At 43.7% G+C, this 17,584-nt stretch carries 15 protein-coding genes; 11 read left to right on the plus strand and 4 right to left on the minus strand.

What is annotated here, in order from left to right; translation table 11 throughout:
* Window positions 1-33: 33 nt before the first annotated feature.
* Window positions 34-420, minus strand: coding sequence for a DUF3461 family protein (locus tag BM135_RS03090; RefSeq protein WP_092517706.1), 387 nt, complete (start codon window positions 418-420; stop codon window positions 34-36).
* A gap of 268 nt (window positions 421-688) precedes the next feature.
* Between BM135_RS03090 and BM135_RS03095 the strand changes: the two genes are divergently transcribed.
* The gene (locus tag BM135_RS03095) at window positions 689-1,324 is read left to right on the plus strand and encodes a hypothetical protein (RefSeq protein ID WP_092517708.1); all 636 of its coding nucleotides are present in this window, start codon (window positions 689-691) and stop codon (window positions 1,322-1,324) included.
* Window positions 1,325-1,453: 129 nt separating this feature from the next.
* Here BM135_RS03095 and dapD read toward each other — a convergent pair whose 3' ends face one another.
* The 3 genes from dapD to map form a co-directional block, all read right to left on the minus strand.
* Window positions 1,454-2,278, minus strand: coding sequence for a 2,3,4,5-tetrahydropyridine-2,6-dicarboxylate N-succinyltransferase (dapD, locus tag BM135_RS03100; RefSeq protein WP_092517710.1), 825 nt, complete (start codon window positions 2,276-2,278; stop codon window positions 1,454-1,456).
* Between the two features lie 37 nt (window positions 2,279-2,315).
* Window positions 2,316-4,970, minus strand: coding sequence for a bifunctional uridylyltransferase/uridylyl-removing protein GlnD (gene glnD / locus BM135_RS03105; protein WP_092517713.1), 2,655 nt, complete (start codon window positions 4,968-4,970; stop codon window positions 2,316-2,318).
* Window positions 4,971-5,178: 208 nt separating this feature from the next.
* The gene (gene map / locus BM135_RS03110; RefSeq protein WP_092517715.1) at window positions 5,179-5,973 is read right to left on the minus strand and encodes a type I methionyl aminopeptidase; all 795 of its coding nucleotides are present in this window, start codon (window positions 5,971-5,973) and stop codon (window positions 5,179-5,181) included.
* 504 nt (window positions 5,974-6,477) lie between these two features.
* On the opposite strand from map, the gene rpsB reads away from it, so the two are divergent.
* The 10 genes from rpsB to skp all read left to right on the plus strand — a co-directional run bounded on the left by rpsB (window position 6,478) and on the right by skp (window position 17,581).
* Entirely contained in the window at window positions 6,478-7,203 is a 726-nt protein-coding gene (rpsB, locus tag BM135_RS03115) for a 30S ribosomal protein S2 (RefSeq protein WP_092517717.1), read from the plus strand.
* 165 nt (window positions 7,204-7,368) lie between these two features.
* Complete coding sequence (gene tsf / locus BM135_RS03120) at window positions 7,369-8,226, plus strand: translation elongation factor Ts (RefSeq protein ID WP_092517719.1); 858 nt, start codon at window positions 7,369-7,371, stop codon at window positions 8,224-8,226.
* 144 nt (window positions 8,227-8,370) lie between these two features.
* Complete coding sequence (gene pyrH / locus BM135_RS03125; RefSeq protein WP_092517721.1) at window positions 8,371-9,099, plus strand: UMP kinase; 729 nt, start codon at window positions 8,371-8,373, stop codon at window positions 9,097-9,099.
* Window positions 9,100-9,288: 189 nt separating this feature from the next.
* Complete coding sequence (gene frr / locus BM135_RS03130; protein WP_092517723.1) at window positions 9,289-9,846, plus strand: ribosome recycling factor; 558 nt, start codon at window positions 9,289-9,291, stop codon at window positions 9,844-9,846.
* A 184-nt stretch (window positions 9,847-10,030) separates the two neighbouring features.
* On the plus strand, window positions 10,031-11,227 hold the full coding sequence (ispC, locus tag BM135_RS03135) for a 1-deoxy-D-xylulose-5-phosphate reductoisomerase (RefSeq protein ID WP_092517725.1): 1,197 nt from the start codon (window positions 10,031-10,033) through the stop codon (window positions 11,225-11,227).
* A gap of 277 nt (window positions 11,228-11,504) precedes the next feature.
* Window positions 11,505-12,260, plus strand: a complete 756-nt coding sequence (gene ispU / locus BM135_RS03140) for a (2E,6E)-farnesyl-diphosphate-specific ditrans,polycis-undecaprenyl-diphosphate synthase (RefSeq protein WP_092517727.1) — start codon at window positions 11,505-11,507, stop codon at window positions 12,258-12,260.
* A gap of 9 nt (window positions 12,261-12,269) precedes the next feature.
* A complete protein-coding gene (gene cdsA, locus BM135_RS03145; RefSeq protein ID WP_092517729.1) occupies window positions 12,270-13,133 on the plus strand; it encodes a phosphatidate cytidylyltransferase in 864 nt (287 codons plus the stop codon).
* 6 nt (window positions 13,134-13,139) lie between these two features.
* A complete protein-coding gene (gene rseP / locus BM135_RS03150; protein WP_175485929.1) occupies window positions 13,140-14,495 on the plus strand; it encodes a sigma E protease regulator RseP in 1,356 nt (451 codons plus the stop codon).
* Window positions 14,496-14,529: 34 nt separating this feature from the next.
* A complete protein-coding gene (gene bamA / locus BM135_RS03155) occupies window positions 14,530-16,932 on the plus strand; it encodes an outer membrane protein assembly factor BamA (protein WP_092517733.1) in 2,403 nt (800 codons plus the stop codon).
* A 151-nt stretch (window positions 16,933-17,083) separates the two neighbouring features.
* Complete coding sequence (skp, locus tag BM135_RS03160; protein WP_092517735.1) at window positions 17,084-17,581, plus strand: molecular chaperone Skp; 498 nt, start codon at window positions 17,084-17,086, stop codon at window positions 17,579-17,581.
* Window positions 17,582-17,584 lie beyond the last annotated feature (3 nt).

The raw sequence follows: 17,584 nt of genomic DNA on the forward strand, positions 1-17,584 counted from the left end.
GAAGGATAAGCGGTGTATGACACAGCTGACATATTACTTACGAGTCAGTTTTTCCAAATCTGCTTCGATTTCTGCAATCTTATTCGCAACGACATGTTCGAGATGGCGTAAATCGTCGAGGATCTTATGTTTCAAATCCACTTCGATCTGGTCATGCTTGCAAATCTGATCCAGCTCTTCAATCACATAACGCAGGTTAGTGTTTATCTCTTTGACTTCTTTATAACCTTGGCTTGAGTGATCGTCAGAGATGGTTTTTAACTGGCGTGGATACTTAAATTTAACGCTCTTGGCGAAGAATTCGCCCTTATCCTTGCGAAAATAAATCTTCAGAATGTCGTTATTCGCTTCCTGACGGAGGCTATAGCGATCAATGTCTTCAGGATACGTGATCCCCAAACTTTTCAAGTTATCGTACATAGCGCGCCACCTAGTCACCTAAATGAAATGGAAAGGCAAAAAATAGTGGATTTATTATCCATTTCGTAATCGTTAAAAGTCAATTGGTTAATGGTACTTGAGGGAATACTGCCTGAAACAGGTTAGTTGTCAGTAAGAAATAGAACAATAAAGTAACAGGTTTTCTTATTGAACTTAAGATTCAATCAAACTAGCATCTCTTCAAGAAATGTTTATCAATTTAATAACTGTGTTATCCATTTTAGATAATCAGAGCTGAGAGGAACACATGCCAAAAAGATTGTTAGATCCTGAAAAGGTTAATGAAGTTTTTGCTCATTTGAACGAAAGCTCAGATAATCATGCTCTCTATTCTTCACTGGTGGAGGGGACAGATATCACAAACCAGATAAAAGGATTAGTACTTTCTCCTGGTTATCGCATGGTTCGTGTTGATGGTCGATTGGGTGAGTGGATTAGTCAGTCTCATTTTGAGTTAGCTTTGATTAATGATGTCTCTAAAGAGGTTGCTTATTATAACAGGGTGGTTATACAACCGGATGTTGTATTAAATTGTCGTCCTGTAACGCAAATTCTTGTTTGGCGCATTAGAACACCTCAACATCGGGCTGTTCTACGTGACTTAGCTGGTAAGGTGTTCTTTGATTACTTAATTGAACGGTACAATGTAATTGTATCAGATATGAACCAGACTACTGATGGTATGGCTTTTTGGCAGGATCGGATGTATGACGCGCTAGCATATAATATGCATGTTTACGCTTATGATATGATCTCTTGTGAATTGCGTAAAATTTTGACCCAAGGCGATGTTAGCCGACAGGAAATTTGGTTATGGGGAGATCCTGAACATCATCAGAATAGATTGGCAATTATTTCTAAAAACGAGCTACCTCTTCAATAGGATTATTTCAATAAGTTAGCTTCCACATGCGAAAATAGTTCTTTCTGAATCTACAATTATGCGGCAATACAAATATATAGCCGCATAATAATTTCGTGAACTTATCTATGAAATAGATAATTCATGCTATTAATCAATATTTCTTAGCAGTTCATTAATACCAACTTTGCCACGGGTCTTGGCATCAACCTTTTTCACGATAACAGCGCAATATAGGCTGTAGCTGCCATCTTTGGATGGAAGATTACCGGATACCACGACAGAACCCGCAGGTACACGGCCATAATGGATTTCGCCAGTTTCACGATCATAGATCTTGGTGCTTTGTCCGATGTAAACACCCATTGAGATCACGGAGCCTTCTTCTACGATAATGCCTTCTACTATTTCAGAACGTGCGCCGATAAAGCAGTTATCTTCAATGATGGTGGGGTTGGCCTGCAATGGCTCCAGAACACCACCAATGCCAACACCACCAGATAAGTGAACATTTTTACCGATCTGTGCACAGGAACCGACTGTAGCCCAAGTATCTACCATCGTGCCTTCATCCACGTAAGCACCGAGGTTGACGTAAGATGGCATCAAGACGGTGTTACGGGCGATATATGCCCCTTGGCGGACAGCCGCCGGAGGGACGACACGGAATCCTTCTTTTTCGAAACGTGCCTGATCATAATCAGCAAATTTCATCGGTACTTTATCGAAATAGCGGCTTTCAGCACCTTCCATCACCTGATTGTCATTAATACGGAAGGAGAGCAATACTGCTTTTTTCAACCATTGATGAGTTACCCACTGTCCGTCGATTTTTTCGGCGACACGCAGTTTGCCGCTGTCCAGCATTTGAATAACCTGATTAATGGCATCACGGGTTTCGCTATCAACGGTAGTGGGAGTGATGTTTACACGGTTCTCAAATGCATTTTCGATAGTCGTTTGTAATTGCTGCATAATTATGCGGTTCCTAATTTCTGTTAAGAGAATCTTGCTATAGTTTATCCCGTGTGTTGAGGGCTTCTGTCAACCTTTCTGATAATTCATCCCTTATTTTTTTATGTAATGCGTTTTGATCTTTATCTGCTAATACAAAAAAGTCTTCGACACTCTCACCGATGGTCGTAATGCGGGCTCCATGCAGGGAAATTCCCAATTCAGCAAAAATATTGCCTACCCGAGCCAATAATCCGGGTTGATCCAACGCAATTAATTCCATGTAAGTACGACGAATATTTTTTGTTGGTAAAAAGTTCACTTTGGTTGGGACATTAAAGTGACGCAACTTGGTAGGTAAATTGCGTGCTTTTGGTATCTTAGGATGAGGATCATTCACAACTTGCAGCAAAGTTCGACGGATAGGTTCGTGACGATCAAGAGCCAGTGGATGACCGTTAGGTTCCAAAACAACAAATGTATCCATTGCCATTTCATCACGATTAGTAAAGATTTGGGCATCGTGGACACTTAAATTACGCTTGTCCAATTCTCCAACAACGGCAGCAAAAAGCGAAGGTCGATCTTGGCACCAAATAAAAATTTCTGTGCCGCCATGAGAAAATGCAGTACTGATCAGAACCATCGGTTCCGGAAAGTGGTGGTGGACTAAGTGGCTGGCGTGCCAGGCTAATTGGTCGGGGGTGTGACGCAGGAAATAATCTGCATGGCAACGGCTCCAGATGTTTTGCAAGCGCTGTTCGTCAATATTTTCTTGTCGCAGAAGAGCCAATGCCTGCAAGCGATTATTGCGGATGCGTTCCCGTAAATCAGGAGTATTTTGAATACCCTGACGCAATTGGATTTCAGTGGTGAAATAGAGTTCTCGTATCAGGCTCTGTTTCCAGCTATTCCAGAGTTTGGCGTTGGTGGCGCAAATATCTGCGACGGTTAGGCAGGCTAAGTAGTTAAGACGGTTTTGGTTTTTGACCCGGCTTGCAAATTGCTGAATGATCTCCGGATCTTGAATATCCCGACGCTGTGCAGTCACTGACATTAGTAGATGGTCGCGAACCAGCCATTCGACTAATTCTGCTTCGTGATTTGTCAGACCATGTTGTTGTGCAAATGCGAAGGCATCTTTGGCACCAAGATCAGAATGATCGCCATTGCGTCCCTTGGCAATATCATGGAAAAAAGCCGCCAGCCGCAATAGTTCTGGTTGAGGAAGACGTGGATAAAGCTCAACACACAGAGGATGGATCATCCGGTTGTTTTCATCAGCAAAACTTTCCAATTTTTGCAGTACACGGATAGTATGCTCGTCAACGGTATAAGCATGAAAAAGGTCAAATTGCATCTGGCCGACAATATTGCTCCAAAATGGCATATAAGCCCCTAATACACTATGAAGGTGCATTGGAAGTAATGCTCCAGAAACCGCATGGGGATGGCGCAGAATATCCATGAAAATTTTTCGTGCTTCGGGAAGTTCACATAAAGGGCTGTTCAGGTTTCTGCGGGCATAGCGAAGTTGACGCAATGTTGTGGAATAGATCCCCTTAATTTCACGATGTTCAGCCATGTGATAAAACATTCTCAACATTGAAGTAGGATCACGGCTAAACAGTATTTCATCGTTTAGATCGATGAGATTTCCCCGCAATTGAAACTCGGTATTCAGGAGGCGTGGTTTCTCATTGGGCTGCAATGCCAAAATTGCTTCATCAAATAATTGCAGCAGCATGTTATTCAGTTCTCTGACGCGACGAGTCATGCGATAGAAATCTTTCATCATTTGCTCGATTGGCTGATTTCTTTCCCCTTCATAACCAAGCAGTTGGGCGACACTGAACTGGCGTTCAAACAGTAGTCGATTATCATAACGGGTAACAACCAGATGAAGCGCAAAACGAATGCGCCAAAGAAAACTCTGGCATTCATTCAATTCATTGCGTTCTTCTTGGGTCAGGAAACCAAAATTGACCATTTCATCTAAAGATGTGGCACCAAAATGGCGGTGAGCGACCCAAAGTAACGTGTGAATATCGCGGAGCCCACCCGGACTGCTTTTGATATCGGGTTCCAGATTGTAACTGGTGCTGTGATAACGTTGATGACGTTCTTGTTGTTCAGTGATTTTGGCTGCGAAAAATTGAGCTGATGGCCAGAAATCATCACTGAAAATATATTTCTGCAATCGTAGAAATAGAGGTAAGTCCCCACAAATTAAACGGGATTCAATGAGGTTAGTCGCTATAGTGAGATCGGAAAGCCCTTTTTGCTGACATTCTTCAAATGTCCTGACACTGTGCCCTACTTCAAGGTGGATATCCCAAAGCAGGGCAATAAGCTGCCCGATACGAGTTGATTGCTCCTCAGTCAATGGCGATTCACTCAAAATCAACAGGTCAATGTCAGAAAGAGGATGCAACTCACGGCGACCGTAGCCACCTACTGCAATCAGAGAAAGATAATCTATCAGCTCAAATCCTTGTTCCCGCCATAATTGCTTTAGCAGTTGATCAATATAGTCACTGCGGGTGTAAATCAGTGCATCTGGTGAAATCCCGGCCTTGAATGCCTGCTCAAGCCATAGCTGGAATTCACCAATATGCTGTTTAAGGGCAGGAAATTGCAGGTCATCGTGGGAAAACTCCACAGGAGACAGGGGAGGAACGGGTGCTTGCGCTAGGGAGATATCGACTGGCATATGTAGAGACCTATTATGAGAAAGCCCATGAGGAAACAGACCATGATGACCAGATTACTGAGAAAATCGCGGGATGAACAGGTATTCGTGACAAAGATTAAAGCTCCCCGTGAGTTATCAGGGAGCTTCTTGGTTTACTTCTTGGCTGCTTTTCAGCTGCTTTTTAATTAGAAGGTGATAATAGAAAGTGATAAGCGCTCGCTGGCAATTATGCGTTCACTAATACTGCTGAAATATTCGCTTCTTCTTTGCGCCAAGTCATGATTTCACAACCATTGTCAGTAACGACAATAGTGTGCTCGTACTGTGCAGACCAACCGCGATCTTTGGTTTTTACTGTCCAGCCATCTTTCATGGTGCGGATACGGAAATCACCAGCATTGACCATCGGTTCAATAGTGAATGCCATGCCTTTTTGCAATACAACACCGCCATCATCAGCATCATAATGCAGAACGTGAGGCTCTTCGTGGAAGACTCTACCGATGCCGTGGCCACAGTATTCGCGAACAACAGAGTAGTCGTGACCTTCTACAAATTGCTGAATTGCTTTGCCAATGGTACGCAGGCGGATGCCAGGCTTGACCATTTTCAGGGCAAGATATAGGCTTTCCTGTGTTATACGGCACAGACGCTCACCTTGAATGGTTGGCTTGCCGACAATGAACATTTTAGACGTATCACCGTGGAACTCATCTTTGATGACAGTAACGTCAATATTGACGATATCACCTTCTTTCAGGATTTTGTCATCGCTTGGGATGCCATGGCAAATCACGTCATTGACGGAAATGCATACGGATTTGGGGAAGCCGTGGTAGCCCAGACAAGCTGAGATGGCTTGCTGTTTTTCGGTGATGTGTTCGTGGCAGATACGATCAAGTTCACCGGTTGTGACACCAGCCTTAACGTAAGGCTCAATCATTTCCAGAACTTCTGCTGCCAGACGTCCGGCAACACGCATTTTCTGAATGTCTTCTTCTGTTTTGATAGAAATAGCCATGAAATGGGTCCATTTAAGTCGGAAAATTACCGACTACTTGATATTAACTAAGAAAAGTGTTGTCGGTAATGGTATCAGCCCACCGAATAGATGCCAATATAACCCTCGTTTTTCAAGTCATAGTTTGAGATTAAGATCGGGAATAGCTGTCGGGTTACAGGCTATCAGTTGGATTACAGACTATCAGAAATGGTAGTAAATGTAGCTGTAACGTATGTAATTGTAACATGTATAGCTGTAACAAATGTTGGAGTCTGATGGCGGTTTGTGGTATAAAGCGCGCCGGTATTCTATGTAATTGTTGCTGATATGATGCAATGCACAGAGATACTAAATAAAACTCATTATGTGTAAATAACACACACGGATCGGCACATACACCGGGGTGCTCTCATGCGGTTAACCCATTTATATGAGTAAATTATATGAATGGTCAGCAGTCAAAGAGTCGGTGTCATGGGATCTGTGGAGGCATAACCCCAATTAACTTTATAGAGGTTTAAAATGGCAACTGTTTCCATGCGCGATATGCTGCAAGCGGGCGTTCACTTCGGTCACCAGACTCGTTACTGGAACCCAAAAATGAAACCTTTCATCTTTGGCGCTCGTAACAAAGTTCATATCATCAACCTGGAAAAAACTGTTCCAATGTTCAACGGTGCACTGGCCGAGCTGAACAAAATCGCTTCCCGTAAAGGTAAAATTCTGTTTGTTGGCACCAAGCGTGCTGCTAGCGAAGCAATCAAAGAATCAGCACTGAGCTGTGACCAATACTTCGTTAACCATCGTTGGTTAGGTGGTATGCTGACTAACTGGAAAACTGTTCGCCAGTCAATCAAACGCTTGAAAGATCTGGAAGTTCAGTCTCAGGACGGTACTTTTGACAAGCTGACCAAAAAAGAAGCTCTGATGCGTACTCGTGAGCTTGGCAAACTGGAAAACAGCCTGGGCGGTATCAAAGACATGGGCGGCCTGCCTGATGCTCTGTTTGTTATCGATGCTGAACACGAACACATTGCTATCAAAGAAGCAAATAACCTGGGTATCCCAGTATTCGCTATCGTTGATACCAACTCTGATCCAGACGGCGTTGATTTCATCATCCCTGGTAACGACGATGCAATTCGTGCAGTTAAGCTGTACCTGACCGCTGCAGCTACCGCTGTTCGTGAAGGTCGTTCTCAAGATCTGGCTGTTCAGGCTGAAGAAGGTCTTGCAGACGCTGAATAATAAGGCATGCTCATTCTTGAGCCCTTATTGACCAGGTATTGAAATATATTGGTTAGGGGGCCTGTCACGGCCCCCTTTACATATCTGATATAGAACTTTTATCTGATATAGAACTTTCCACGCGGAATATTATCTTCCCGCGAGACACATCGAGGAATAAAACAAATGGCTGACATTACCGCTGCTCTGGTAAAAGAACTGCGTGAGCGTACTGGCGCAGGCATGATGGAATGTAAGAAAGCACTGGTTGAAGCAAATGGTGATATCGAGCTGGCTATCGATAACATGCGTAAATCAGGCCAGGCAAAAGCGGCTAAGAAAGCAGGCCGTGTTGCTGCTGAAGGTGTTATCCTGGTTGAAGTTGCGGCTGATGCTAAATTCGCAGCTATCGTTGAACTGAACTGTGAAACTGACTTCGTTGCTAAAGATGCAGGCTTCCTGGCGTTCGGTAAAGAAGTTATCGCTTCTGTTATGGCAGACAAAAACTCTGACATCGACGCACTGAAAGCTCAGTTCGAAGAACAGCGCACTGCTCTGGTAGCGAAAATTGGTGAAAACATCAACATTCGTCGCGTTGCTATCCTGGAAGGTGAAGCAGTTGGTTCTTATCTGCACGGTGCTCGTATCGGTGTTCTGGTTGCTGCTGAAGGCGCAAGCGAAGAACTGATCAAGCACGTTGCAATGCACGTTGCTGCAAGTAAGCCAGAATATGTGAACCCAACTGACGTTCCTGCTGACGTAGTTGAACGTGAACACCAGATCCAGCTGGACATCGCAATGCAATCTGGAAAGCCTCGCGAAATCGCAGAGAAAATGGTTTCTGGCCGTATGAACAAATTCACCGGCGAAATCTCTCTGACTGGTCAGAACTTCGTGATGGACCCAAGCAAATCTGTTGGCGATCTGCTGAAAGAAAATAATGCTAACGTAATCAACTTTATCCGTTTCGAAGTGGGTGAAGGTATTGAGAAAGTTGAAGCTGATTTCGCGGCAGAAGTTGCTGCAATGAGTAAACAGTCTTAATTTTCTTAAACGGAGCCGCCGATTGGCGGTTCTGTTTTATCTGATGATGAATTTTTACATCTGGGCTGTATAGCGTGGATGTATAGTAGTTGAGTAAGTTGTAATAAATCCCCAATATTCCTTATCTGCTTAGGACTGAACACCATGGCAACCAATGCAAAACCCGTATATCAGAGAATCCTGCTTAAGCTCAGTGGAGAAGCCCTGCAAGGCGCAGAAGGTTTTGGTATCGACGCCAGCGTCTTAGACCGCATGGCTCAGGAAATCAAAGAACTGGTTGAGCTGGGTATTCAGGTCGGTGTCGTTATTGGAGGAGGCAACCTGTTTCGTGGCGCTGGATTGGCAGAAGCAGGAATGAACCGTGTAGTAGGCGATCACATGGGCATGTTGGCGACTGTGATGAATGGTCTGGCAATGCGTGATGCTTTACACCGCGCCTATGTGAACGTTCGTTTGATGTCTGCCATTCCACTGAATGGCGTGTGTGACAATTATAGCTGGGCTGAGGCGATCAGCTTACTGCGTCACGGTCGTGTTGTTATTTTCTCTGCGGGTACTGGTAACCCGTTCTTTACAACAGATTCCGCTGCATGTCTGCGTGGCATTGAAATTGAAGCGGATGTTGTGTTAAAAGCGACTAAGGTTGATGGCGTTTATTCTGCTGATCCTGCAAAAGATCCTGAAGCCGTTCTCTATAATAAGCTCACTTATCAGGAAGTATTGGAGCGTGAATTGAAAGTGATGGATCTGGCGGCTTTTACGCTGGCTCGTGACCATAATCTGCCAATTCGTGTCTTTAATATGAACAAACCAGGTGCACTTCGTCGTGTTGTGATGGGAGAAAATGAAGGTACGCTGATCTCTCACAACTGATTTTTCATAATTCGTGCTCAGAGACATCGGTGAAATTTGACGGTATGATCAGCGTCCTGATGCGCCAAACTTAATGACACAGGGCCATATATTGCTTAGCGTATTTAATTCACCTTATCTGTGATTTACATATGGGTGATTTACGTATGGGCGGCCTAGAAAAATAACCATCTCCCAAGGGTTTGTAACGTGATTAATGAAATCAAAAAAGACGCACAAGACCGCATGGAAAAAAGCGTCGAAGCACTGAAAAACCAAATCAGCAAGGTTCGTACTGGCCGTGCTTCTCCTAGCCTGCTGGATGGCATCAGCGTTGAATATTATGGCGCTGCGACTCCACTGCGTCAGATTGCAAATGTCGTTGCAGAAGATGCCCGCACTTTGGCGATCACAGTATTTGATCGTTCCATGACTGCGGCTATCGAAAAAGCAATTATGGCTTCTGATCTGGGCCTGAACCCATCTTCTGCTGGAACCACTATCCGAGTTCCATTGCCGCCACTGACAGAAGAGCGCCGTAAGGATCTGATTAAAGTTGTTCGTGGCGAAGCGGAGCAGGGTCGTGTATCCATCCGTAATATTCGTCGTGATGCGAATGATAAAGTCAAGACTCTGCTGAAAGACAAAGAAATCAGCGAAGATGAAGAACGTCGTTCACAAGATGACGTTCAGAAACTGACCGACAGCTTCATTAAAAAAATTGATGAAGCGCTGGCAAATAAAGAAACTGAGTTGATGGATTTCTAATTGCCATTTCATGCATACAACGCCGCAATTCTTGCGGCGTTGTTCTTATATTTGATATTACACTTCGTATCACATTTCTTTCTCAAGCGATGGACATAGCACTCTATTCCACTCAAACTATTACGATTTTCTGTTGTGATTTTCCATTGTGATTTTATATCAGTAGCATACTTAGAGTATTAAAATGAAACGGTTAACTATTCTTGGCTCAACGGGTTCGATTGGGAAAAGTACGCTTTCTGTTGTCCGAAATAACCCAGATAAATTCAGTGTCGTCGTACTGGTTGCCGGGAAAAATATTGAAGTCATGGCACAGCAATGTTTAGAATTCCATCCACAATATGCCGCAATGGCAGATGAGCAGTCGGCGAAGGCTCTGCGCCAGTTATTGCAGGAGCAGGGAAGCCAGACTGAAGTTCTGTTCGGTAAAGACGCCATTTGTGATTTAGCTGCATTGGACGAAGTCGATCAGGTCATGTCAGCCATTGTTGGTGTTGCAGGTTTGTTGCCAACTTTGGCTGCTATCCGTAAGGGCAAACAAGTACTGCTGGCTAACAAAGAATCTCTGATTACCAGCGGTCGTCTGTTTATGGATGCGGTTGCTCAATATAAAGCACAACTGTTGCCAATTGATAGTGAACATAATGCTATTTTCCAAAGTCTGCCAGAGGTGGTTCAGCACAACCTTGGCAATATAAATTTAAAAGAACACGGTATCTCCAGCATTATTCTGACGGGATCGGGCGGACCGTTCCGCAAGACGCCTTTAGATAAATTACCTGATGTTACTCCAGATGAAGCGTGTGCCCATCCTATCTGGTCAATGGGACGTAAAATTTCTGTTGATTCTGCCACCATGATGAACAAGGGATTGGAATATATCGAAGCGTGTTACCTGTTCAATGCATCTTCAGATGAAATGGAAGTATTATTGCATCCCCAATCAATCATCCACTCAATGGTTCGCTATCAGGATAGCAGCATCATTGCACAGCTGGGAACGCAGGATATGTGTACCCCAATTGCTTATGCGATGGCCTATCCTAATCGTATTTCATCTGGTGCAAAGGCATTGGATTTTACTGAATTGAGCATGCTCACTTTTGAGTCTCTGGATTATCAGCGTTACCCTTGTTTAAAATTGGCTATTGAGGCTTGCCATCAAGGACAGGCGGCAACAACGGCTTTGAATGCAGCAAACGAAGAAACTGTTGATGTTTTTTTAAACGATGGCATCCGTTTCACCGATATTGCGACAATCAATCGATTGGTAGTGGAAAAAGTAAATTTACCTGAACCTCAAAGCATCGAAGAAGTTCTAGAAATCGATAGCACAGCAAGAGCATTGGCGAGAAAAATCATAAGAACTTTTGCCAAATAGCAAGTTTTGTTAATAAATATATGTTTGCGTTTTGGCAAATGGTATAGTTCGCGAGTGAATTATAGTTGCTATAATAGCCAATTCAATTATCTGGTTCCTGCATTCTAATCATGGATCAGCATGTAAGAACTTACCAGAGTTAAAGGCTTTCATTCAGGTCGTGCCAGAAATAGCCGTGGTATCCGTGGTAATTATTGACACGTAACACGGCTTTTTCATGTTTGGAAGTGATTGGATTTAGCGAAAAGTCAGCTTAGTTATTTAAGGATTATTTTGAGTGATATCTCCTAGTGATAGTGATTCATTGCCAACATTACCCAGACATGTTGCCATCATTATGGATGGTAATGGTCGCTGGGCAAAAAAACGTGGCAAATTAAGAGCTTTTGGCCACCGTGCAGGAATTAAAGCAGTACGTAGTGTCGTGAGTTTTTCAGTTAAACATAACATTGAATCGCTGACGTTATATGCTTTTAGCAGCGAAAACTGGAATCGCCCACAGCAGGAAGTCAGTTCATTGATGGAGTTGTTTGTTTTTGCCCTCAATAATGAAGTAAAAAACCTGCACAAGCACAATGTGAAATTGTCTGTTATTGGTGATATCAGTCGTTTTAGTTCACGATTACAGGAACGTATCCGCCGTTCAGTTGAATTGACAGCGGGCAATACCGGATTGCAGCTTAATATTGCCGCTAACTATGGTGGTCGTTGGGATCTGATTCAGAGTGTTAAACAAATTGCTGAAAAAATTAAAGCAAATGAGTTGGTTCCAGAAGAGATCACCGAAGCTACAGTTGGAGACTTCATTAGTTTAAGTCGGCAGCCCGAAGTTGATCTGGTTATTCGAACCGGAGGCGAACATCGTATCAGTAATTTCCTGTTATGGCAGATCGCTTATGCAGAATTGTATTTTACCGATATACTTTGGCCTGATTTTGATGAAACTTCTTTTGAAGGTGCGATTAATGCCTTTGTTAAACGAGAACGCCGATTTGGCGGAGCAATACCAGACGATGCCGAAGTGGGATCATAGGAGGAGAACTTGCTGAAGTACCGTCTTTTAACTACGTTGATACTGATTCCACTTGTTATTGTAGCGTTGTTTGTCCTCCCTCCATCAGGATTTGGGTTGGTTGTTATCGCTGTATCAGCACTTGCTGCATGGGAATGGGGACAATTTGCAGGTCTCTTCACTCAAGTTAAACGTATCACGCTGGCCGCGTTATTTGCTGTAGGGTTATTAGCCTTACAGTTCTCTTTGTCGGATTTTTCTCATCTTATTGAAAAGCCACAAATTATATATCTATTATGGGCTGGCATGCTTTGGTGGGTGGCCGCTATTTTATTGGTGGTAACTTATCCGGCTTCTGCCTCCATCTGGAAATCATCAGTTATTTTGCGTCTGCTATTTGGGGTTCTGACTATCGTGCCATTTTATTGTGGAATGATGGTGCTGCGTACTCAGGGTTATGAAAATAATAGCTATGACGGTGCCTGGTGGTTGCTGTACGTTATGCTGTTGGTATGGGCTGCCGATTCAGGTGCTTATGTTTTTGGTCGCATAATGGGTAAGCATAAAATGGCTCCCAAAGTATCACCAGGCAAAACACTTGAGGGACTTGTCGGTGGGTTATTAACTGCTGGGCTGATTTCGTGGTTGTTTGGGAAATTTGCCCCTGTCCCCGCGATGCCAGAATATTTGTTGCTGATTTCTGCGGTAGTGGTTATTGCCTCGGTCTTTGGGGATTTGACTGAAAGTATGTTCAAGCGGGAATCAGGGATCAAAGACAGCAGTCAATTGATTCCGGGACACGGTGGTGTCATGGATAGGGTTGATAGTCTAACAGCGGCGGTTCCAGTATTCGCTGGGCTGGTTATGTTGATTTCTTCTGGATTTATTCTCTGAAGGTACATAATGGATATTCTCTGGAATCTGGCTGCATTTATTGTTGCTTTAGGTGTGCTCATCACAATGCATGAGTTTGGTCATTTTTGGGTTGCCAGACGATGTGGTATCTACGTTGAACGCTTTTCCATCGGGTTTGGTAAAGTTCTTTGGCGTCGGACAGATAAACAGGGAACTGAATACGTTATTGCCCTTATCCCCCTTGGTGGGTATATCAAAATGCTTGACGAGCGGGTAGGAGAAGTTTCTCCCGAACGTCGTCATATGGCATTCAATAACAAAACTATTGGTCAGCGTGCGGCCGTTATCAGCGCAGGGCCAATCGCAAACTTCATTCTGGCGGTGTTCGCTTATTGGCTGGTTTTTGTGATTGGCGTGCCATCTGTGCGCTCTGTAGTGTTGGACGTGAAGCCAAATTCTATTGCTGCACAGGCAAATATTTTGCCCGGAATGGAACTAAAAGCCGTTAATGGTATCGAAACTCCTGATTGGAATTCTGTACGCCTTGCCATGATAGGTAAAGTAGGTGCGACATCGGTAGCCGTGGATGTCTTACCCATGAAGTCGCTTGATAGTGTTCAAAAAACTCTGGATTTGCGTGAATGGACTTTCGATCCTTCCAGACAGGATGTTTTGCTGTCTTTGGGGATTATGCCTGTTATTCCACAGATTAGTTCGCAAGTGGAAAAAGTTCATCCTGCTTCTGCTGCTGAAAAAGCGGGTTTACAAAGTGGGGATAGGATCGTTAAAGTCAATGGTCAGGATGTAGATGTGTGGCACACTTTTTCTTCTTTTGTCAGGAAGAATCCTAATATTCCTCTAAAATTGGACGTTGCAAGGGCAGATAGAATGATTTCTCTGTCTCTGACTCCTGAAGTCAGAAAATTGTCCAATGACCGTGAGGAGGGTTTTGCTGGCACCGAACTGAAAATCATTCCATTGGCGGATGAATACAAAGTTATTCAGCAATATGGACTTCTTTCTGCTGTTTATGAGGCAGGAGATAAAACTTGGCAATTGATGAAGCTGACAGTCAAGATGATCGGCAAATTAATTGTGGGCGACTTAAAACTTAATAACCTGAGCGGCCCGATTTCCATTGCTAAAGGTGCTGGAGTATCGGCTGATTCTGGCTTGGTGTATTATTTAATGTTTTTGGCGCTGATTAGCGTCAACCTTGGGATCATTAATTTGTTCCCATTACCCGTACTAGATGGTGGACACTTGCTTTTCCTTGCTATCGAAAAGATCAAGGGGGAGCCAGTCTCCGAGCGTGTACAAGACTTCAGTTATCGCATTGGTGCTATATTACTGGTGTTATTAATGGGGCTTGCACTTTTCAATGATTTCTCCCACTTTTAAGGTGGGGGACCGGTTAGGAAAACGCATAACAACGATGGCGATGAAAAAGTTGCTCATAGCGTCGCTGCTGTTCGGCAGCGCCACTGCATACGGTTCAGACGGATTCGTGGTTCGGGACATTCACTTTGAGGGTCTTCAACGTGTCACCGTTGGTGCAGCATTACTGAACATACCAGTTCGAGCAGGTGATACGGTTAGTGATGAAGATATTAGCCGCACGATTCACTCATTGTTCTCAACTGGAAACTTTGAAGATGTTCGTGTCTTACGTGATGGCAATTCACTTGTTGTTCAAGTAAAAGAACGACCAACTATCGCCAGTATTACTTTCTCCGGTAACAAATCGGTGAAAGATGATATGCTCAAGCAAAATCTTGAGGCTTCGCGTGTTCGTGTTGGTGAAGCCCTTGATCGCACCATGCTGTCCAATATTGAAAAAGGGCTGGAAGATTTCTATTACAGTGTTGGTAAATACAGCGCGACAGTAAAAGCTGTTGTCACGCCACTGCCCCGCAACCGTGTCGATTTGAAGCTCATTTTCTCTGAAGGGGTTTCTGCCAAGATCCAACAAATTAATATTGTTGGCAATAAAGCCTTTTCAACTAATGAGCTGCTTAACCATTTCCAACTTAGAGACGATGTTTCTTGGTGGAACATGGTGGCTGATCAGAAATACCAGAAACAAAAATTAGCAGGTGACCTTGAAACCCTGCGCAGTTTCTATCTTGATCGAGGCTATGCTCGCTTCAATATCAATTCGACTCAAGTTAACCTGACGCCAGACAAGAAAGATATTTATATTACTGTCAATATCACCGAAGGCGCTCAATACAAAATCGCAGGTGTTGATTTGAACGGTAATTTGGCTGGTTACCAGTCTCAAATCGGCGAGTTGACTAAAATTGAGCCGGGTTCACTGTATAACGGTGCAGAAGTGACCAAGATGGAAAAAGCAATTAAAAACCTGCTTGGTCGCCATGGTTATGCTTATCCTCGTGTGATGACACAACCTGAAATCAACGATGCGGATAAAACGGTTAAGTTGCATGTAAATATTGATGCCGGCAATCGTTTCTACGTACGTAAAATCCGCTTTTCAGGCAACGATGTTAGTAAAGATTCGGTACTGCGTCGTGAAATGCGCCAGATGGAAGGCGCGTGGCTGGGGAGTGATCTGGTTGAACAAGGCAAAGAACGCTTAAATCGATTAGGATATTTTGACTCTGTTGAGGTGGAAACTGAACGTTTGCCGAGCAGTCCAGATCAGGTTGACGTCGTTTACAAAGTCAAAGAACGTAATACGGGTTCTATGAACTTTGGTGTTGGTTTCGGTACAGAAAGTGGCATGAGTTTCCAAATTGGTGTCCAGCAGGCTAACTGGCTGGGAACTGGAAATTCTGTAGGTATCAACGCCAGTAAAAATGACTATTCAACATCGGCCGACTTATCTATAACTAACCCTTACTTCACTGTCGATGGTGTAAGTTTGGGCGGACGTGTGTTCTATAATGACTTCCGTGCCAATGATGCGGATCTTTCAAATTATACTAATAAAGCATACGGTACTGAGGGAACGCTCGGTTTCCCATTGAATGAAAATAACGGCTTATCATTGAGACTGGGTTATATACAGAACTCCTTGTCTAACATGCGACCACAGGCTGCGATGTGGCGTTATCTGGACAAGATGGGCAGGAAAACAAATTTTGATGACAAGGCGAAATTTGATTCCAATGACTTCGCGATAACTGTGGGATGGATTTACAACGATCTTAACCGGGGTTTCTTCCCAACATCGGGCCTGAAATCATCTCTGGATGCGAAAGTGACGATCCCTGGCTCAGATAATCAGTTCTATAAAGTCACTTGGAACTCAGCAGGCTATTATCCATTGAATGATGCGCATTCATGGGTGTTGATGGGGCGTACACGTCTAGGGTATGGCGGCGGTTTTGGCGGTAAAGAAATGCCATTCTATGAAAACTTCTATGCCGGCGGTACCAGCAGTGTTCGTGGCTTCCGTTCGAATAATATTGGCCCGAAAGCTGTTTATTTAAAGAAAGATGATAAAGGCAACCCTGTACCTGTAAACAATAGCCCATCCCGTGATGCTGTGGGAGGTAACGCGACGGCGGTTGCCAGTTTCGAATTGATTACCCCTACACCATTCCTGGATGCTAAATATTCCAATTCCCTGCGGACTTCTCTATTTGTGGACGCAGGAACTGTATGGGATACCAATTGGGATACTAATTGGGCGAAGACTCACGCTATGCCAGACTACAGTAAGCCAAATAATATCCGTGTTTCGGCCGGTATTGCTTTGCAATGGATATCACCATTAGGGCCATTGAGCTTCTCGTATGCGAAGCCAATTAAGGAGTACGAAGGTGATAGATCGGAGCAGTTCCAGTTCAATATTGGCGGAGTTTGGTAATTATTAATCATTTTTGGTAAAAATCGCTCTACTATTAGATAAGGCAATATTGTGAGTGAATTCCAAACTGAAAAGGGCAAGCTACATGGCTCAATGGGATAGGCTCTAAGTTTTCCAATTTGTAAAATAGCGTAGGTCAAAGGAGTTTATAGTGAAAAAAATATTATGTGCAGCAAGTTTGGGTATGGCATTAACGTTTTCTGTGGGTGCTCAGGCGGCAGATAAAATTGCTTTGGTGAACGTTGCTGAAATTTTCCAACAATTACCTGCCCGTGAAGCTGTGGCAAAACAGTTGGACAGCGAATTTAAAGGCCGCGCAACCGAATTACAGCGTATGGAATCTGATCTGCAAACTAAAATCCAGAAATTACAGCGTGATGGCTCAACAATGAAAGCCAGTGAACGTGAAAAACTGGAAAAAGAAGTGATGGCGAAACGTGATGAATATCTTCAGAAAGCGCAGAGTTTTGAAAACGATAATCGTCGTCGTCAGATGGAAGAACGCAATAAACTCATGAGCCGTATTCAGGATGCAGTTAAAGTAGTTGCAGGCAAAGAAGGTTACAATCTTGTTCTGGATGCGAGTGCTGCTGTGTATTCTGCATCTGGTAAAAATATCACTGCAGAAGTACTGAAACAGGTTAAATAAGTA

The sequence above is a fragment of the Xenorhabdus japonica genome (assembly GCF_900115195.1).
GTDB lineage: Bacteria > Pseudomonadota > Gammaproteobacteria > Enterobacterales > Enterobacteriaceae > Xenorhabdus > Xenorhabdus japonica.